The 17,226-nt window shown below is 72.6% G+C and carries 15 protein-coding genes and 1 pseudogene; 3 read left to right on the forward strand and 13 right to left on the reverse strand.

All coding sequences use genetic code 11. The features are described 5' to 3' along the window. Window positions 1-2: 2 nt before the first annotated feature. Entirely contained in the window at window positions 3-653 is a 651-nt protein-coding gene (locus ASD11_RS13165; RefSeq protein WP_056287815.1) for a histidine phosphatase family protein, read from the reverse strand. Beyond that, window positions 650-1,975 (reverse strand): glutamate-1-semialdehyde 2,1-aminomutase, encoded by a 1,326-nt coding sequence (hemL, locus tag ASD11_RS13170; protein ID WP_056287817.1) that lies wholly within the window; start codon window positions 1,973-1,975, stop codon window positions 650-652. Before hemL ends, ASD11_RS13165 begins: the two co-directional genes overlap by 4 nt. Window positions 1,976-2,163: 188 nt before the next feature. Here hemL and ASD11_RS18695 point away from each other — a divergent pair. Continuing rightward, window positions 2,164-2,787 (forward strand): annotated as a pseudogene (locus ASD11_RS18695) (lytic transglycosylase domain-containing protein); the annotation flags it as partial. 739 nt (window positions 2,788-3,526) lie between these two features. On the opposite strand, the gene ASD11_RS18200 reads toward ASD11_RS18695, so the two are convergent. The 11 genes from ASD11_RS18200 to ASD11_RS13235 form a co-directional block, all read right to left on the reverse strand. Continuing rightward, window positions 3,527-3,685: a hypothetical protein gene (locus tag ASD11_RS18200; protein ID WP_156464719.1), complete on the reverse strand. Its 159-nt coding sequence runs from the start codon at window positions 3,683-3,685 to the stop codon at window positions 3,527-3,529. Further along, window positions 3,682-6,273, reverse strand: coding sequence for an FtsX-like permease family protein (locus ASD11_RS13190; RefSeq protein ID WP_056287825.1), 2,592 nt, complete (start codon window positions 6,271-6,273; stop codon window positions 3,682-3,684). Before ASD11_RS13190 ends, ASD11_RS18200 begins: the two co-directional genes overlap by 4 nt. Further along, window positions 6,270-7,019, reverse strand: a complete 750-nt coding sequence (locus ASD11_RS13195; protein ID WP_056287827.1) for an ABC transporter ATP-binding protein — start codon at window positions 7,017-7,019, stop codon at window positions 6,270-6,272. The genes ASD11_RS13190 and ASD11_RS13195 overlap by 4 nt, the downstream gene beginning before the upstream one ends. Next, window positions 7,016-7,603 carry a PadR family transcriptional regulator gene (locus tag ASD11_RS13200; protein WP_056287830.1) on the reverse strand — a complete coding sequence of 196 codons (588 nt, stop codon included), beginning with the start codon at window positions 7,601-7,603 and terminating at the stop codon, window positions 7,016-7,018. The genes ASD11_RS13195 and ASD11_RS13200 overlap by 4 nt, the downstream gene beginning before the upstream one ends. Window positions 7,604-7,735: 132 nt before the next feature. After that, window positions 7,736-8,707 (reverse strand): porphobilinogen synthase, encoded by a 972-nt coding sequence (gene hemB, locus ASD11_RS13205; RefSeq protein WP_082554355.1) that lies wholly within the window; start codon window positions 8,705-8,707, stop codon window positions 7,736-7,738. 3 nt (window positions 8,708-8,710) lie between these two features. Then, the gene (locus tag ASD11_RS13210; protein WP_442854188.1) at window positions 8,711-10,360 is read right to left on the reverse strand and encodes a uroporphyrinogen-III synthase; all 1,650 of its coding nucleotides are present in this window, start codon (window positions 10,358-10,360) and stop codon (window positions 8,711-8,713) included. 29 nt (window positions 10,361-10,389) lie between these two features. After that, complete coding sequence (gene hemC, locus ASD11_RS13215) at window positions 10,390-11,388, reverse strand: hydroxymethylbilane synthase (protein WP_056287833.1); 999 nt, start codon at window positions 11,386-11,388, stop codon at window positions 10,390-10,392. Next, the gene (locus ASD11_RS13220; protein ID WP_056287836.1) at window positions 11,385-12,695 is read right to left on the reverse strand and encodes a glutamyl-tRNA reductase; all 1,311 of its coding nucleotides are present in this window, start codon (window positions 12,693-12,695) and stop codon (window positions 11,385-11,387) included. The genes hemC and ASD11_RS13220 overlap by 4 nt, the downstream gene beginning before the upstream one ends. After that, a complete protein-coding gene (locus ASD11_RS13225) occupies window positions 12,692-13,423 on the reverse strand; it encodes a redox-sensing transcriptional repressor Rex (RefSeq protein ID WP_056287837.1) in 732 nt (243 codons plus the stop codon). The genes ASD11_RS13220 and ASD11_RS13225 overlap by 4 nt, the downstream gene beginning before the upstream one ends. Window positions 13,424-13,605: 182 nt before the next feature. Then, the gene (locus tag ASD11_RS13230; RefSeq protein ID WP_056287839.1) at window positions 13,606-13,866 is read right to left on the reverse strand and encodes a glutaredoxin family protein; all 261 of its coding nucleotides are present in this window, start codon (window positions 13,864-13,866) and stop codon (window positions 13,606-13,608) included. Further along, a complete protein-coding gene (locus tag ASD11_RS13235; RefSeq protein ID WP_082554453.1) occupies window positions 13,863-15,446 on the reverse strand; it encodes a class I adenylate-forming enzyme family protein in 1,584 nt (527 codons plus the stop codon). The genes ASD11_RS13230 and ASD11_RS13235 overlap by 4 nt, the downstream gene beginning before the upstream one ends. 61 nt (window positions 15,447-15,507) lie before the next feature. Here ASD11_RS13235 and ASD11_RS13240 point away from each other — a divergent pair, with 61 nt between their 5' ends. Together ASD11_RS13240 and ASD11_RS13245 are read left to right on the forward strand one after the other, a co-directional pair. Then, a complete protein-coding gene (locus ASD11_RS13240; protein ID WP_056287843.1) occupies window positions 15,508-16,395 on the forward strand; it encodes an HAD family hydrolase in 888 nt (295 codons plus the stop codon). A gap of 48 nt (window positions 16,396-16,443) precedes the next feature. After that, on the forward strand, window positions 16,444-17,154 hold the full coding sequence (locus tag ASD11_RS13245; RefSeq protein ID WP_056287845.1) for a sigma-70 family RNA polymerase sigma factor: 711 nt from the start codon (window positions 16,444-16,446) through the stop codon (window positions 17,152-17,154). Window positions 17,155-17,226: the final 72 nt, after the last annotated feature.

The raw sequence follows: 17,226 nt of genomic DNA on the forward strand, positions 1-17,226 counted from the left end.
GCTCACGCGCCGCCGACGAACTTGCCGTCGAGGTTCTCGGGCAGCAGGTGGCCGGCGGGCTCCGCGTACGTGAAGCCCACGTACTCGTCGCCGTCGAAGGTGAGGCTCGTGATGCTCGCGAGCGTGCACTGCCGCTTGCGCGGGTCGTGCACGAAGCTCTCCTTCTCATAGGCCTGGCGCGCGATCCACACGGGCAGCTGGTGGGAGACGATGACGGCCTCGTGGCCGCGGGCGGCCTCGCGGGCGTCGGCCACGGCGGCCTGCATGCGGGCCGCGATGTCCTTGTAGGGCTCGCCCCACGACGGACGGAACGGGTTGCGCAGCATCCACCAGTTCTTGGGGTTGCTGAACGCCCCCGCACCCACGCCGACGGTCTTGCCCTCGAAGAGGTTGTCGGCCTCGATGACGCGGTCGTCGGTGGTGACGGGCGCCTCGAGGATCTTCGCGAGGGGCGCCACGGTCTGCTGCGCGCGCTCCAGCGGTGACGCCACGAGGTGGACGATCTCGTTCTTGGAGAGGAACTCGGCCGCAGCCACGGCCATCTCCTCGCCGAGGCGGGAGAGCATGAACTCCGGGAGGCGTCCGTAGAGGACGCCGTCGGGGTTGTGCACCTCGCCGTGGCGCATCAGGTGGACGATGGTCCGTTCACTCATGAGCTGCTGTCCTCTTCTCGTGCGGAGGCCGCGGCCCGGGCCGCGGCGGGCAACGCCTCCGCCATCGTAGCGAGTGCCCGGTCGTCGTGAGCCGCCGAGACGAACCAGGACTCGAAGGCGCTCGGCGGGAGGTACACGCCGGCGTCGAGCATGGCGTGGAAGAAGGCCCGGTAGCGCCAGGCCTCCTGCTGCTGGACGGCGGCGAAGTCGCGCGGTGCCTCGGTGAGGCCCCAGAAGACGCTGAACATGCTTCCGGCGTTCTGGACGACGTGCGGCACGCCCTCGGCGGCGAGGGCCTCGGACACGAGGGTGCGGGCCTGGGCCGACCACCCGTTGATCCGCTCGTAGGCCGCGTCGTCGGCCAGGCGAAGCGTGGTGAGACCGGCCGTCGTGGCGACTGGGTTCCCGCTCAGCGTGCCCGCCTGGTAGACCGGGCCGCTCGGAGCGAGCCGGGACATGACGTCGGCCCGACCGCCGAACGCGGCTGCCGGGAAGCCGCCGCCCATGACCTTGCCGAACGTGAGGAGGTCGGGACTCCAGCCCTCGTGAGCGCCGTCGAGGCCCCAGTGGCCCGAGCGCGTGAGGCGGAAGCCGGTCATGACCTCGTCGCTGATGAACAGGGCGCCGTGCTCGGCGCTGATCTCGGCGAGGAACGCGTTGAAGCCGGGCTCGGGCGGGACGACGCCCATGTTGCCGGCGGCGGCCTCGGTGATGATGCACGCGATCTCCGCGCCCCACTCGGTGAAGGCGGCCCGCACGGCCTCCCGGTCGTTGTAGGGGAGCACGATGGTGTCGGCGGTGACGTGGGCCGGGACGCCGGGCGTGCCGGGGATGCCGAGGGTCACGACGCCGGAGCCGGCCTCGGCCAGCAGGGCGTCGACGTGGCCGTGGTAGCAGCCCGCGAACTTGACCACACGGTCGCGGCCGGTGAACCCGCGAGCCAGCCGGATGGCCGACATGGTGGCCTCGGTGCCGGAGGAGACGAGCCGCACGAGCTCCACCGGGGTACGGGCGACGATCTCCTCGGCGAGCTCGACCTCGGGCCCGCTCGGCGTGCCGAACGACGTGCCGTGGCCCACGGCGGAGCGGACGGCGTCGAGCACCTCCGGGTGGGCGTGGCCCAGCAGCATGGGGCCCCAGGACCCGACGAGGTCGAGGAACCGGTTGCCGTCGGCGTCGGTGATCCAGGCGCCCTGGCCCGAGGCCATGAAGCGCGGCGTGCCGCCGACAGCGCGGAACGCTCGCACCGGCGAGTTCACGCCGCCGGGCGAGACCGCCTTGGCACGGTCGAACCAGGCGTCGGACGCGGGCGTCTCAGTCATCCGTCCATTGTCGCCGTACGCCCTCGCCGGCCGCCCGCCGGGTTGAGCGCGCACGACCGAGAAGCGTAACTTCGCGTGACAGCTATCGTTGTAGTGACGTGGGCCACAGGAGCAGGACCCGCAACAGCGCGGTAACATGCGCAGGACCGTGGTGAGAGGGACTCTCCACGGAGGAGGGCGACTGACTCATGGCAGCACGCACGTTGAGCCGTTGGCAGAAGGCCGGCGCCCTCGCGCCCATGACGGTGCTCGTGGTCGCCTGGGGCGCCGCACTGAGCAACTCCGGACTCGCCACCGCTGACGACCGCGCGGCCTCCGACCAGAGCGTCCCGCAGGTCCCCACCACCGCCTTCGACGCCCCCGCCAGCATCCAGCAGGCGCCGGCCGGCATCGACGACAAGGCCGGCACCGCCGGCGCCATCTCCACGCTCTCCACCAACGGCATCCCCTCCGCCGCGCTGTACGCCTACCGCCGCGCAGAGACGCTGCTGGGCCAGGCCGACGAGGCCTGCAAGCTTCCGTGGAACCTCGTCGCGGCCATCGGGCGGGTCGAGTCCAACCACGGGCGCACGGGCGGCAACTCGCTCGACGGCGACGGCGTCGCCACCCCCGGCATCTTCGGCCTGCCGCTCAACGGCAAGAACAACACCGCCAAGATCAACGACACCGACAACGGCGGTCTCGACAAGGACCAGGTCTTCGACCGCGCTGTCGGCCCCATGCAGTTCATCCCCGGCACCTGGAAGGCGGTCGGCGTCGACGCCGACGGCGACGGCAAGAAGAACCCCCAGGACATCGACGACGCGGCCACCNTCCGCGGGTGTCTACCTGTGCTCCGGCGACGGCGACCTCTCCGGCGACGCCGGTGCGGCCAGGGCGGTCAAGCGCTACAACCACTCCGACTCCTACGTCGACACCGTGCTGAAGATCTCCAAGGCCTACGCCGACGGCGACTTCACGCAGTCGCCCAACGGCATCGGCGCCCCGTCGGTCCTCACCAACGGCTCGCTCGACCAGACGCTCACCGTCAAGGAGCGCACCAAGAAGGCCAAGGACGAGAAGGCGGCAGCCAAGCCCAACAAGGGTGGCGGCGGCTCCTCGGACGGCTCCGGGGGCTCCGGCACCGGCGGCTCCGGTCCCGGCACCGGTGGCACCGGCGGAACGGGCGGCTCCACGGGCGGCAGCGACGGATCCGGTGGCTCCACGGGCGGCGACGGCTCCACGGGCGGCAGCACGCCTCCCAAGACCGTGGGCGGCGGCCTGCAGAGCGGCCTCGACCAGACGCCGCTCGGCACGGTCACCAAGCCCGTCACCGACCTGCTGTCGGCCACCGAGGCCAACCTCCGCTGCCTCATCACCTTTCCGCTGGGCATCCCGCAGGACAAGTTCCAGAAGTGCGTGTACGACCTCACGCACTGAGCTGAACCACACACGAAGGGCCGGGATCGATGATCCCGGCCCTTCGTCGTGTGGTGCCGTCGGCTGGACGAACGACGAGGGGGTGCGGTCGCCGGGACGACCCCTGTCCCTCGTCCTTCGTCCCCGACGGGGCTAGGACGAGGGGGTGCGGTCGCCGGAGCGACCCGGATCCCTCGTCGTTCGTCCTGCCAGCGCGACCGTCAGCCGGCGCTCGAGCAGCAGCTGGGCCACGGCGCGGGCGTGCCGGCGGCGCTCCAGGTGGCGCTCACGCCGACCCACCGCGGCCGTCACTGCGCCACCCGCCGCACCATCGACAGCCGCGAGCGCGTGAAGACCGTGGCCACCGCGGCGGCGCCCAGCGGTACCACCAGCACGAGGCCGAGCAGCATCGTCCACGGGACGTCGATCGTCGGGCCGCTCACGGACGAGACCCCGGAGACGTAGGACTGCGCCGTGAGCGGCCACGTGACCGCCAGACCCGGCGCGAACCCGACGACGACCCCGAGCACCGTCCCGAGCAGCGCCAGCACGAGGGCCTGCGACCCAGCCGCCCACCGCCGCGTCCGGGGCGAGGCCCCCACGGCCGCGAGCGTCGCGAAGTCCGGCCGGGCGTCATTGAGCGCGAGCGCCGTCGCCGTGAGCGTCCCGAGCAGCACCGCGAGGCCGCCGACGGCGAAGAGGACGAGCAGGATGACGGTCCACGACTCCTGGAAGCCGCGCTCCACCGCCACGCCGCCGTACGGGGAGAGGCCGGCGACCTGCTCGGAGAGCTCGGACTCCTCGTCGTCGCCCAGCACCGGCGCGCCCGACGGCGAGATGGCCTCCGAGGTCGAGACGGGCACGTCGAGCCTCGACGCCGTGGACGGGGCGATGACCGCGCCGTGCAGCATGGGCGCCTGCGGACCCTTCATCGACGAGTACCGCAGGTCGGCGGGCCGGGCCCGCAGCACGGTCTCGCGCACGTTCTCGCCGTCCGCGTCGGACACCGAGAGCGTCGCCTCGCCGGCCCGGGAGACCGGGCCGTCGCTCGAGGACAGCGCCCCGCCCGACGCGAGCAGCCTCGCGTCCTCGTCGGAGAGCCTGATCCCCCAGGCGCGCAGCGTCGCCGCGTCGGCCACGTGGAGGTCGCCGATCGAGGTGTCACGCCCCGCCGGCCCTCGGCCGGTGACGCTCGCGCTGGACTCGTCGTCCTGCGCGCGGGCCATCGGGACCCAGGTCTCCCCCGTGCGGCTCTCGACGAACGCCAGGGCGCGGTCGAAGTCCTGGACGTCGGCCGACAGCACAGCGCGCCCGGGTGCGACGGCGTACTGGTACTCCTCGCGGGACTGCTGGAAGTCGCTCGACGAGCCGATCGCGACGGCCGTGATGCCGGCGACCGAGGCCATGATGGCGGCGACCGCCGGGGCGCTGCGGCTCCGCTGCCGCGCGGTGTCGCGCGCGGCGAGGCGCAGCGGGAGCGGCAGGCGCGTCCCGATGCGTCCGACGAGCCCCACGAGCGCCGGGGTCATGAGCACGAAGCCGATGACGATCGCGAGCGTCGAGCCCGCCACGACGATCTCGCCACCCACCCGCGTCCCGCGGGTGAAGCACAGGCCGACACCGGCCGCAGCCACGAGGGCACCGAGGATCGGCCAGCCCGGACGGGTGCGGACCTGGCCCCGGCGTCCTGCGAGCACCGTCGCCACGTCCTGCCGCGAGGCCTGGACCGCAGGCACGTACGCGGCGGCCACCGCCGAGACCGTGCCCAGCACGACGACGAGCCCGATCGCGGCCCAGCGCACGTCGAACGGCCCGAAGGCCAGGGGGGTCAGCAGGCCCGGCCCGAACCGGACGACCAACGCTGCGAGCGCCACCCCGGCCACGGCGGCCACGACGCTCGCGACCACGCCCAGCACGGCCGCCTGGCCCAGGACGAGACGGCGCAGCTGACGCGGGGACGCGCCGCTCGCCGCCAGGAGGGCGAGCTCCCTGCGCTGTCGTCGGACACCCACGGCGAACGCGGGACAGGCCAGCAGGACGACCTCGATCATGACCGAGCTGGCCGCGATGACGAGGACGGCGCGGTCGGCCGAGTCGCCGCTGCCCTGGTCACCCAGGGCCTGGTCCACCTCGCGCTGCTGGGCGTCCGTCACCCCGTTCTCGTAGACGTGACGCGAGGTGACGACGTACCCGAGCGCGTTGAGCTTCCTCACGACGGGCCACGTGACGGCGCGCCCGCCGACGAGCGTGGTGGACGACTCGACGTCGAGGTCCTGCGGCAGCACGACCGCCGCGCCGTCGCGACCACCGTGCTCGGCCGCGCTCGGGCGGCCGATCCCCACGACGGTGAACGGCCGGTCGTCGAGCACCACGCGGGTGCCGATCGTCGCTCCGTCGTCGGCGAGGACCGGGTTCACCAGGATCTCCTGGGGGCTCCGGGGCGCCCGGCCCTGCTCCACGGCGTACATCCCTCGGGTGAGTTCCGACGTCGTGTCGATGCCGCGCAGCTCGGTGCTGAGGCCTCGCTCGCCGATCCGCAGCGTGCCGTAGTCCTCCACGACCTTCGGACCGAGCCTCGTCCCGAGGATCTTCTCCGCCCGGGCCCGGGCCACGTCCTCGGGCAGCGATCGACCGGAGCTGGTGAAGCCGACCCCGTCGGGCTCCTGCACGACCTTGACCCCGTCGACCCGGGCGAGGGACGCCTGGGCCCGACCGATCTGCGAGTCGAGCCGCTCGGCCTGGCTGAGGTCGCCCGAGGCGACCAGCACGATGAGCAACGAGGTCAGGAGCACGGGGGTGCCGATCATGAGGACGACGAGCGCGCTGCGCCCCCGCGCCTTCGCGATGTCGCGCCGGCCGTGACGCAGGGCGATGCGCCAGGACGCCTTCCAGCCGTTCACCGGTGGGCACCGGTGCCGAGCAGCGAGTCCGCCGGAGGCAACGGCTGCGACTCGTCGAGCACACGGCCGTCGCGGAGGTGGACGATGCGGTCGGCCCAGGCGGCGTGCCGCGCGTCGTGGGTGACGAGGAGGCCACCGGCGCCGTGGTCGATGCGCTTGCGCAGGAGCCGCAGCACGGCCTCTCCGGTCTGGGAGTCGAGAGCGCCCGTGGGCTCGTCGGCCAGGAGGACGCGGCGCGGGCCCACGAGGGCACGGGCGATGGCGATGCGCTGCTGCTGGCCGCCGGACATCTCGTCGGGGAAGCGGTCGCCGAGGTCGGTGAGGCCGAGGTCCTCGATGGACTTGCGGGCGTTCCGCAGGGCGGCGCGACGTGAGGCACCGTCGAGCTCGAGCGGCAGCGCCACGTTCTCGGCTGCCGTGAGCGTGGGGATGAGGTTGAGGTCCTGGAAGACGTAGCCGACGCTGCGTCGGCGGATCTTGGCGAGCGCGGTGGCCGAGGAGCCCACGAGACTCTGACCCTCGACGAGGACGTCGCCCGACGTCGGGGTGTCGAGGCCGCCTGCCAGGGTCAGGAGGGTGGACTTGCCGGAGCCGGACGGACCCATGATGGCGACGAGCTCGCCCGGGCGGAGCGTGAGGTCGACGGCGTCGAGGGCCGTGACCCGGGCGGGTCCATGGCCGTGGACACGCGAGACGCCACGCAGCTCGAGCAGGACCTCGTGGGGGGAGGCGGTGGGAGTGGTCATCGGACGACCTCCTGGGTCTGGGGAAGGGTGGAGTCGGCGGCGGCCGAGGGACGCTGGGCCCGCGAGCGGCCGATCCGGCCCTCGACGTGGTCGAGCCAGCGCAGCTGGGCCTCGGCGTTGAAGATGAGGCGGTCCAGCACGAGCTCCCAGGCGAGGTCGGTCTCGTCGGCGTCGCGCTTGAGGCGGGTGTACTCCTGGAGCCGGCGCAGGCCGGCGCTGCGCTGGGCGTGGATGAGCAGGCCCAGGTCCACCTCGTCGAGGCCCACGCCCAGGGCGAGCTTGATGGCCAGCTCGTCGCGCGGGTCCGAACCGGCGTCGACGGGGGTGCGGAACCAGTCGTCGACCTCGGTACGTCCGGTGGCGGTGAGTCGGTAGGCGATGCGGCTCTCCGAGCCGGCGTCGGCGGGCTCGTCGTCAGCCGCCTCGACGAGGCCGTCGCGCTGGAGGCGCTGGAGGGTCGAGTAGACCTGGCCGATGTTGAGCGGCCAGGTGCCGCCGGTACGCGCCTCGAACTCGGCGCGCAGCTGGTACCCGTGCCGCGGACCCGGCGCGAGCAGCGCCAGGAGGCTGTGCTTGATGGACATACTGAGTATGTATACCTGGTATGCACCCGCCTGGCAAGCCTCGACCCACCCGCCCGAGCGGTGGATCCTCCACCGTATGAGCGCTCATACGGTGGCAGATCCACCGCCCGGCGAGCAGACGGTCCCGACGCGTCAGGCGCGGCGGGCGACCTCGGCGGCCCAGTAGGTGAGCACGATGTCGGCGCCGGCGCGGCGGATCGAGGTGACGGTCTCGTCGATCGCGCGCTCACGATCGATCCAGCCCTGAGCGGCGGCGGCCTCGACCATCGAGTACTCCCCCGACACGTTGTACGCGGCGACGGGGATGGTGACGTGCTCGCGCACGAGCGCGATGAGGTCGAGGTAGCCCATGGCCGGCTTGACCATGACGATGTCGGCGCCCTCGGCGACGTCGAGGAGCGTCTCGCGCAGCGCCTCCCGGGCGTTGGCGGGGTCCTGCTGGTACGTGCGGCGGTCGCCCTGGAGGGAGGAGTCGACGGCCTCGCGGAACGGGCCGTAGAAGGCCGAGGCGTACTTGGCCGCGTAGGCGAGGATCGCGACGTCCTGGTGGCTCGCGGCGTCGAGCGCGGCCCGCACCACGCCGACCTGACCGTCCATCATGCCGCTCGGTCCCACGAGGTGGGCACCGGCGGCGGCCTGGGCCACGCCCATGGCACCGTAGATCTCGAGGGTGGCGTCGTTGTCGACCCGGCCGGCGTCGTCGAGCACGCCGCAGTGGCCGTGGTCGGTGAACTCGTCGAGGCAGAGGTCGCTCATGACGAGCAGGTCGTCGCCGGCGACGTCCCGCGCATCGGCGATGGCCACGTTGAGGATGCCGTCGGGATCGAGCGCACCCGAGCCCGTGGCGTCCTTGTGCTCGGGGACGCCGAACAGCATGACGCCGCCCAGGCCGAGCGAGACGGCCTCCGCCACGGCCTCGCGCGCCGAGGCCCGCGAGTGCTGCACGACGCCCGGCATGCTCGAGATAGGCTGCGGCTCGTCGATGCCCTCGGCCACGAACATGGGCAGCACGAGCTGGGCGGGGTCGGTCCGCGTCTCGCGGACCAGCCGGCGCATGGCCGGGCTGGTCCGCAGACGACGGGGACGATCAGCCGGGAAGGCCACGCCTCACGCCTTGCGACGCGTGGACGGACGCTTCTGGGACGGCTTGAGCACGGGCTCGCCGGCCTCGACGAACGCGAGACGACGTGCGGCGCCGAACTCGGCGAGCGCGTCGGCCAGGACCTCGGCCGACGGCTGCTCGGCGAGGACGTCGACCCGCAGGCCGTGCTCCTCGGCCGTCTTCGCCGTGGCGGGACCGATGCACGCGATGATCGTCGACGCGTGGGGCTTGCCCGCGATGCCGACGAGGTTGCGCACGGTCGAGCTCGACGTGAAGAGCACGGCGTCGAACTTGCCCGACTTGATGGCCTCGCGCGTCGGCGCCGGCGGCGGCGCCGCCCGGACGGTGCGGTAGGCCGTGACGTCGTCGACCTCCCAGCCCAGCTCGACGAGCCCGGCCACGAGGGTCTCGGTGGCGATGTCGGCGCGCGGCAGGAAGACCCGGTTGATGGGGTCGAGCAGCTCGTCGAACGGCGGCCAGTCCTCGAGGAGGCCGGCGGCCGACTGCTCACCCGACGGGATGAGGTCGGCGCGAATGCCCCACGTGGCGATGGCCTCGGCGGTCTTGTCGCCCACTGCGGCGATCTTCAGTCCCGAGAAGGCGCGGGCGTCGAGCCCGTACTCCTCGAACTTCTCGCGCACGGCCTTGACCGCGTTGACGCTCGTGAACGCGACCCACTCGTAGCGACCCTCGACGAGGCCGCGCACGGCCTTGTCCATCTGCTGCGGGTTGCGCGGCGGCTCCACCGAGATGGTGGGGACCTCCTCGGAGACCGCGCCGTAGGACCGCAGTCGCGCGGCGAGGCCGGCCGCCTGCTCCTTGGTGCGGGGCACGAGCACGCGCCAGCCGTAGAGCGGCTTGGTCTCGAACCACGACAGCGCGTCGCGCATCGAGACGACCTCGCCCACGACCGTGATGGCCGGCGACGTCATGCCGGCGGCCTTGGCCTCGGCGGCGATGTCGGCGAGCGTGGAGACGATCGTGACCTGCTCGGTGGTGGTGCCGACGCGGGTCATGGCCACCGGGGTGGCGGGCGAGCGCCCGGCCTCGATGAGACCGGCAGCGGCCTCGCCGATGCGCTTGACGGCCGAGAGCAGCACGAGCGTGTCGTTGCCCGCGTGGTCGGACCACTGCACGCTGTTCTCGCCGACGCTCACGACCTTGTACTCGCGGTGCGACTTGTTGGTGAGCGGGACGCCCGCGTAGGCGGGCACGGCCGAGACGGACGAGACGCCGGGCACGACCTCGAAGGCGATGCCGGCCTTGGCGCAGGCCGCGGCCTCCTCGGGCCCCGTGGCGTACGTGAACGGGTCGCCGCTGATGAGGCGGACGACGTGCGCACCCGTGCGGGCGTGCTTCACGACCAGCTTGGAGCGCGCGGCGTGCGTGAGGGTCTCCCCGTCCTCGCCCATCCCGCCGTCGACGATCTCGACGTCGGTGGTGACGAGACCGGCCTGCTCGGGCTGCTCCGTGATCACCACGTCGGCCTGGCTGATGAGCTCGGCGGCCCGCACCGTGAGCAGGCTGGCGTCGCCCGGTCCCGTGCCCACGAAGCTCACGCGACCGGGCGTCTTGGCCCGGGTCTTGCGCGGCGGCGTGGGCGCGGCGGCGGTGCCGGCGTCCTGCTCGGTGGCGTCGACGGTCTGAACTGTCACAGTGTTCTTCTTCCTGGTCTGCCGGGTGGTCATGAGGCGGGGCCTGCCGGAGCGGGACCGCTGCCTACGGGGCTGGGGCCTGAGGACTGTGCGGTGGCCACCAGGTCGGCGGCACCCTCGGCGAGCATCTCGGCAGCGAGACGTTCGCCGACCGCAGCCGACTCAGCAGGTGAGCCGGCGGCGGACAGGCGGATGGACGGTGCGCCGGAGACGTCTCCGACGACGGCGCGGAGCCAGAGCTCGTCGTGGCCGTCATCGCCCCAGGCGATCTCGGCCAGGGCTCCGACAGGTGCGCTGCAGCCGGCCTCGAGCGAGGCGAGGAGGCTGCGCTCCGCGGTCACGGCGGCCCGGGTGTCCGGGTCGTCGAGCCCGACGAGGAGGTCTGCGGTGGCGTGGTCGTCGATGCGGCACTCCACGGCGAGGGCTCCCTGCCCGGGGGCGGGGAGGACCTGGATGGGGTCGAGGACCTCGGTGGCCTCGTCCTGGCGGCCCAGGCGCACGAGTCCGGCCCGGGCCAGGACGACGCCGTCGAGCTCGCCGGACGTGACCTTGGCGATGCGGGTGTCGACGTTGCCGCGGACGGGCACGATCTCGAGGCCGAGACCCAGCGCGTTGATCTGGGCGGCCCGCCGGGGCGAGCCGGTGCCGACCCGGGCGCCCTGCGGGAGCTCGCCGAGCGTCAGGCCGTCGCGGGCGACGAGGACGTCGCGGGCGTCCTCGCGCGGCGGGATGGCCACCAGGTTGAGCCGGTCGTCGGGGGTGGTGGGCAGGTCCTTGAGCGAGTGGACCGCGAGGTCGACGTCGCCTCGGGCCACGGCCTCGCGCAGCGCGGCGACGAACACGCCCGTGCCGCCGATCGTGGTGAGGAGCGCACTGCTGCGGTCGCCCTCGGTGCTGATGGTGACGAGCTCGACGTCGCGGCCGGTGAGCTCGGTGATGCGCTGGGCGACGTGCCCGGACTGGGTGCGCGCGAGCACGCTCGCGCGGGTGCCGAGACGCAGCGGCGCCGTGGGGGTCGTGTCGGTCATCCGTCCTCACCTCCGACCCGCGTGACGGACTCGACGGTGGCCTGGTCGAGCGCGAAGAGGTCGGCCAGGGCGTCGGCGTAGGTGAGACCCGCCGGACCGTCGACGAGCTTCTGGACGCGCACGGTGGGCGCGTGGATGAGCTTGTCGGCGACCCGCTTGACCGCCTGACGCACCTGCGCGGCCTGGTCGTCGCTCAGGTCGGGCAGACGGTTCGAGAGTCGGCTCAGCTCGGCCTCGACGATCTCGGTGGCCATGCTGCGCAGCGCCACGACGGTGGGCGTGACCCGCGACGCCTGCTTGGCGGCGAGGAAGCTGCGGACCTCGTCGTCGACGATGGTGCGCACCTGCGCGACGTCGGCGGCCAGCTCGACGTTCTCGGACAGCCCCGCCAGGACGATGAGGTCGATGAGGGTGACGCCCTCGACCGTGGAGACCTCGGGGTCGACGTCGCGCGGCAGCGCGAGGTCGATGATGGTGAGCGGACGGGTGCTTCCGTCGGCCGTGGCGACGGCGTGCTCGATGCGCTCGCGGTCGAAGACCACGCCGGCCGCGCCGGTGCAGCTCACGACGACGTCGGCCGCCCCCAGCTCGAGGTCCATGGCCTCCCACCGCACGGCGCTGACGCCGAACGTGGCGACGAGCTCGTAGGCCCGCTGGAACGTGCGGTTGGCCACCATGATCCGGGCCGGGTCGACGCCACGCTCCACGAGCGTGCGGACCGTGAGGTTGGCCATCGTGCCCGCACCGGCCACGAGGAAGCGCGTGGCGGAGTCGTTGACGACCGCCCCGGCGGCGTCGAGGCCGGCCGTGACGGTGGAGGGGGCCAGGCGGTCGATGCCCGTCTCGGCGTGCCCGCGCTTGCCGATGCGCAACGCCTGCTGGAAGAGCGTGTTGAGCGCGGAGCCCACCGTGGACTCGGCCTGGCCGGTGTGCAGCGCCTGGCGGACCTGCCCGAGGATCTGGCTCTCGCCGAGGATCATCGAGTCCAGGCCGGCGGCCACCGTGAAGAGGTGCGCCACGGCAGCGTCGTCGTAGTGCACGTAGGCGTGGTTGACGAGCTCCTCGCGCCCCAGGCCGATGTGCTCGGCCAGCAGGAGCGAGACGTCCTCGAGGGCACCGTGGAAGCGCTCGGCGTCGACATAGACCTCGACGCGGTTGCACGTGGAGACGACGGCCGCCTCGGCGATGGACGCCGACTCGACGGCGCGGTGCGCCAGCTTCACGGCGGCGTCGGTGTCGAGCGACGCGCGCTCGAGCAGACCGATGGGAGCGGAGCGGTGGGACAGTCCCACGACCAGGACACTCATGCCGTGACCTCCTTGTCGACGACCGACGCCACCGCGACGTCGCAGGAGCGACGCTGCTCGTGGTACGCCAGGATCTGCAGCTCGATCGAGAGGTCGACCTTGCGGAGCTCGACCTCGTCGGGCACCTGCACGACGGCCGGTGCGAAGTTCAGGATGCTCGTGATGCCCGCCGCGACCAGCTGGTCGGCGACCTTCTGCGCAGCGGCCCCGGGGGTCGCGATGACGGCGATGGCGATGCCGCGCTCGCGGACGATCGCGTCGAGGCGCGACGCGGGCTCCACCGTGACGCCGCCGACGACGGTGCCGATGCGGGCCGGGTCGTCGTCGAGCACGGCCGCGATGCTGATGCCACGCGTGCCGAAGCCCTGGTAGGTGGAGAGAGCCGTGCCGAGGTTGCCGGCGCCCACGATGACGACGTCCCACGTGTGGGTCTGGCCGAGCTCGCGGGCGATCTGGTAGCTGAGGTACTGCACCTCGTACCCGACTCCGCGCGTCCCGTAGGAGCCGAGGTGGGAGAGGTCCTTGCGCAGCTTGGCCGGGTTGACGCCCGTGGCGTCGGCCAGCTCGCCCGAGGAGCACGTGGCCACGCCGTCGTCGGCGAGCGCGTTGAGCGCACGCAGGTACAACGGCAGCCGGGCGACGGTGGCGTCGGGGATGCCACGGTCGGCCGAGCCGGCGCTGTGAGCCGTGGGCTCAGCAGTGGGCCGGTCGTTGCGCAGAAGGGTCACGGTGCTCCATCGGCTTCCGACCTGGGATTGCCCGCGGGGTGGGACTGGTCGGAGCGCGACCTGCAGTTTAGGACTTTGTGCGCGTGTGAACCAAATCGAGCCGGGGCCGGGTGCGATGCCTCACATCGCGCATGGTAGGACGGCGGCTCCTGCGGACCGCCCTCGGCCCGGGGCCGCGTGCGTCAGCGCTCGTGTGCCAGCGCGGCCCGCAGCCGCTTCTCCTCGACCCGGAAGAAGTCGTGCTGACGACCGTCGACGAACGTCACCGGGACCATCTCGCTGAACGCCTCGACGAGCGCGGGCTCGGTGTCGACGTCGATGCGCGCCCAGGTGTCACCGGTCTCCGCGCACACCGAGGCGACGAGCGACTCCACCGCCTCGCACAGGTGGCATCCCCCACGGGAGTAGACGACGACGCGGGCGTCGTCGCTGTGAGCCGTCACGCCGGGTCGAGGCCCAGCACGGCGCTCCGCGCCAGGGCTCGGAGCCGGCCCTTGGCGACCTTGCCGGTGGGCGAGTACGGGAGGTTCTCCACCACCACGACGCGGGTGGGCTGCTTGAAGCGGGCGAGCCGCGTGGAGCAGGCCTGGACCACGGCGGCCTCGAGCCCCGAGCCGTCGGTGCCGGGCGTCGGGACGACGAAGGCGTACACGCCCTCGCCGGTCTCCTCGTGCGGCAGCCCCACGACGGCGACGGCGGCGACGCCCTCGACCTCGCTGATGACGTCCTCGACCTCGGCCGGGTAGACGTTGAAGCCGGACACGATGACCAGCTCGCGCAGGCGGTCGACGAGCACGAGCTCGCCCCGGTCGGTCAGGTAGCCGACGTCGCCCGTGGGGTACCACCCGTCGGGGCGGGGACCGTCGGCGCCGTCTGGCCAGTAGCCCGAGAAGACGTTGGCGCCCTTGACCCAGATCTCGGCCGGGTCGCCGGGCTCGGCGTCGCGGCCGGAGGCGTCGACGATGCGGACCTCGACCCCGGGCAGCGGTGTGCCCACGGAGCCGGGCGTGGGGCCCTGGCCCTCGGCCCGAGCCGTGGCGAGCGTGGCCGAGACCACCGGTGCCGTCTCGGTGAGTCCGTAGCCCTGCTCCACGTGATGGCCCGAGGACTCGAGGAAGGTGGCCGCGAGGTCGGGGTCGAGGTTGGACGCGCCGGACAGCACCACGCGGACGCCGGCGAGCGACTCGCGCAGGTCGTCGCGACCCGCCCAGGCCGCGATGACCGGCGGTGCGAGCGCGACGTTGGTGATGCCCTCGGCCGCGATGAGCTGCAGCAGCCCGGTGGGGTCGAACCGGTCGACCAGGATCGTCGGCGCCTGCTGGCGCACGGCCTGGCCGAGCACGGCGTTCAGGCCGTACACGTGGAACATGGGAAGCAGGCCCAGCACGACGTCGTCGCCGTCGACGGGCGGCGGCTCGATGGCGGCCGTCTGCTCGATGTTGGCCAGCAGCGCCCGGTGCGAGAGCACCGCGCCACGCGGCTTCCCGGACGTGCCGGAGGTGTAGAGGATGACGGCCGTCGCCTCGCTGTCGCGGGGCGCCATGGGCTCCACGGCGGGGGCGTCGGCGAGGAACCGACCGAACGAGGTCTCGCCTGCCTCGGGGGCGATGCCGTCGACGACGACGTCGACGGGCACGGCGGCGTCGCCCGAGCGGCCGGCCAACGCCTCACGCACCTGGGCCGCGCCGTTCTCGTCGCACAGGACCAGACGCACGTGGGAGTCGGCGATCATGCGGCCGATCTCGCGCGCCGTGGCCCGGGGGTTCACGGGGACGGCCACCATGCCGCCGCGCAGGATGCCGAAGTAGGCGATGGGCAGGTCGACCCGGTTGGCCATGACCACCGCGACCCGGGCGCCTGCCACGAGCCCGCGGCCGCTCAGGGCCCGGGCGATGGAGGAGGCAGCGTCGTCGAGCTCGCGCCACGTGAGGGCTCGACGCTCGGGGCGGTGCTCCACGAGCGCGACACCGTCGGGGCGTTCCTCGGCGGCCTGAGTCACCAGGTCGCTCAGATTGACCGTCACCCGCACGAGTCAACCACAGCAAGGGATGACCGTGGCCGGTTCACCCCGATACGCTCGGGCCATGGCACACGAGCATGCTCGGCCGAAGAACTTGAAGTCACGCTCGATGTTGGCGGGGCAGGCAGCCGCTGCCGCCACGGAGGTGGAGAACGCCCTCGCGCCCGATCCCGACCTCACCGCCGCCGCCTTCTTCGACGTGGACAACACGATCATGCAGGGCGCCTCGATCTTCCACCTCGCGCGCGGCCTGCACCGGCGCGACTTCTTCACCACCACCGACATCGCCAAGGCGGCGTGGCAGCAGATGTACTTCCGCGTCGCCGGCGTGGAGGACCCCGAGCACATCGCCAAGGCCCGCTCCTCGGCGCTGGCCTTCATCGCCGGGCACAGCGTCACCGAGCTCGAGGAGATCGGCGAGGAGATCTTCGACGAGCACATGGCTCACAAGATCTGGCCCGGGACGCGCGCCATCGCGCAGACCCACCTCGACCGGGGCGAGCGGGTCTGGCTCGTCACCGCCGCGCCCATCGAGATCGCCCGTGTCATCGCGCGCCGCCTCGGCCTCACCGGGGCGCTCGGCACGGTGGCCGAGCACGTCGACGGCATCTACACCGGTGAGCTCGTGGGCGAGATGCTCCACGGTGAGGGCAAGGCCGTGGCCATCCGTGCCGTCGCCGAGCGCGAGGGACTCGACCTGGAGCGCTGCAGCGCGTACTCCGACTCCAGCAACGACCTGCCCATGCTCTCGCTCGTGGGCCACCCCTGCGCCGTCAACCCCGACGCCAGGCTGCGGGCGGCCGCGCAGAAGAACGGCTGGCTGGTCAGGGACTACCGCACGGGCCGCAAGGTCGCCGTCGCCGGAGGACGCGCCGCCTTCGCGGGTGCTGCCGTTGCAGGCGCCTGGCGCTCCCGCGGCCTGGTCTCGCGACTGGTTCGGAAAATTCACTGACACGTCGCCCCCGGGAGCCCTACACTGGAGCTGATTCTGGGAGGGATCATGACGGGAGCCTTGCGAAGCGCTGTGGCGCTGGCCCTGGCCTGCCCCGACGACCGCAGCCTGGCCATCGCCCTGGCGGTGACGCAGCCGGCCACCACCGGTCGCCCGTCGGTCTCCGGCGGCGGCGCGGCCAACGACATGCCACCGCACGACGACGACCCGGTCGCCCTGCGGCTGCGCGCCCTCGTCGACCTCGCCCGCGAGGGTGACGCCGAGGCCTTCGGCCAGCTCTACGACCACTACGTCTCGGGCGTCTATCGCTTCGTCTACTACCGCGTGGGCTCCCACCAGCTCGCCGAGGACATCACGAGCGAGACGTTCGTCCGCGGCCTCCGTGCCATCCAGCGCTTCAGCTGGCAGGGCAAGGACTTCGGCGCGTGGCTCACCACCATCGCGCGCAACCTCATCGCCGACCACTACAAGTCGAGCCGCTCGAGGCTCGAGATCGTGGCCGACGAGGTCCCCGAGGGCAAGGCCACCGCGCCCAGCCCCGAGGACGACGTCCTGTCGCTGCTCTCCAACGAGATGCTGTTCGAGGCCGTCAACTCGCTGCCCAGCGAGCAGCGTGACTGCATCCTGATGCGTTTCATCCAAGGCATGAGCATCGCCCAGACCGCGGCGGCGCTCGATCGCAGCGAGGGCGCCATCAAGCAGCTTCAGCTGCGCGCCATCCGCAGCCTGGCCAAGAAGGTCCCCGGTGATCTGCGATGAGCTCGCACCGATTCCTCAGCACTGCGTCATGTTCCCGTAACTCGCGCGTCTCTCTAGTCGTTGCACCCGGTA

The sequence above is a fragment of the Aeromicrobium sp. Root495 genome (assembly GCF_001426755.1).
Lineage (GTDB): Bacteria > Actinomycetota > Actinomycetes > Propionibacteriales > Nocardioidaceae > Aeromicrobium.

Bases quoted from the DNA above. Each gene is read 5' to 3' on its own strand.
- ASD11_RS13165 (WP_056287815.1), bottom strand. From the start codon at position 653: ATGAGTGAACGGACCATCGTCCACCTGATGCGCCACGGCGAGGTGCAC.
- hemL (WP_056287817.1), bottom strand. From the start codon at position 1,975: ATGACTGAGACGCCCGCGTCCGACGCCTGGTTCGACCGTGCCAAGGCG.
- ASD11_RS13195 (WP_056287827.1), bottom strand. From the start codon at position 7,019: ATGACCACTCCCACCGCCTCCCCCCACGAGGTCCTGCTCGAGCTGCGT.
- ASD11_RS13200 (WP_056287830.1), bottom strand. From the start codon at position 7,603: ATGTCCATCAAGCACAGCCTCCTGGCGCTGCTCGCGCCGGGTCCGCGG.
- hemC (WP_056287833.1), bottom strand. From the start codon at position 11,388: ATGACCGACACGACCCCCACGGCGCCGCTGCGTCTCGGCACCCGCGCG.
- ASD11_RS13220 (WP_056287836.1), bottom strand. From the start codon at position 12,695: ATGAGTGTCCTGGTCGTGGGACTGTCCCACCGCTCCGCTCCCATCGGT.
- ASD11_RS13240 (WP_056287843.1), top strand. From the start codon at position 15,508: ATGGCACACGAGCATGCTCGGCCGAAGAACTTGAAGTCACGCTCGATG.
- ASD11_RS13245 (WP_056287845.1), top strand. From the start codon at position 16,444: ATGACGGGAGCCTTGCGAAGCGCTGTGGCGCTGGCCCTGGCCTGCCCC.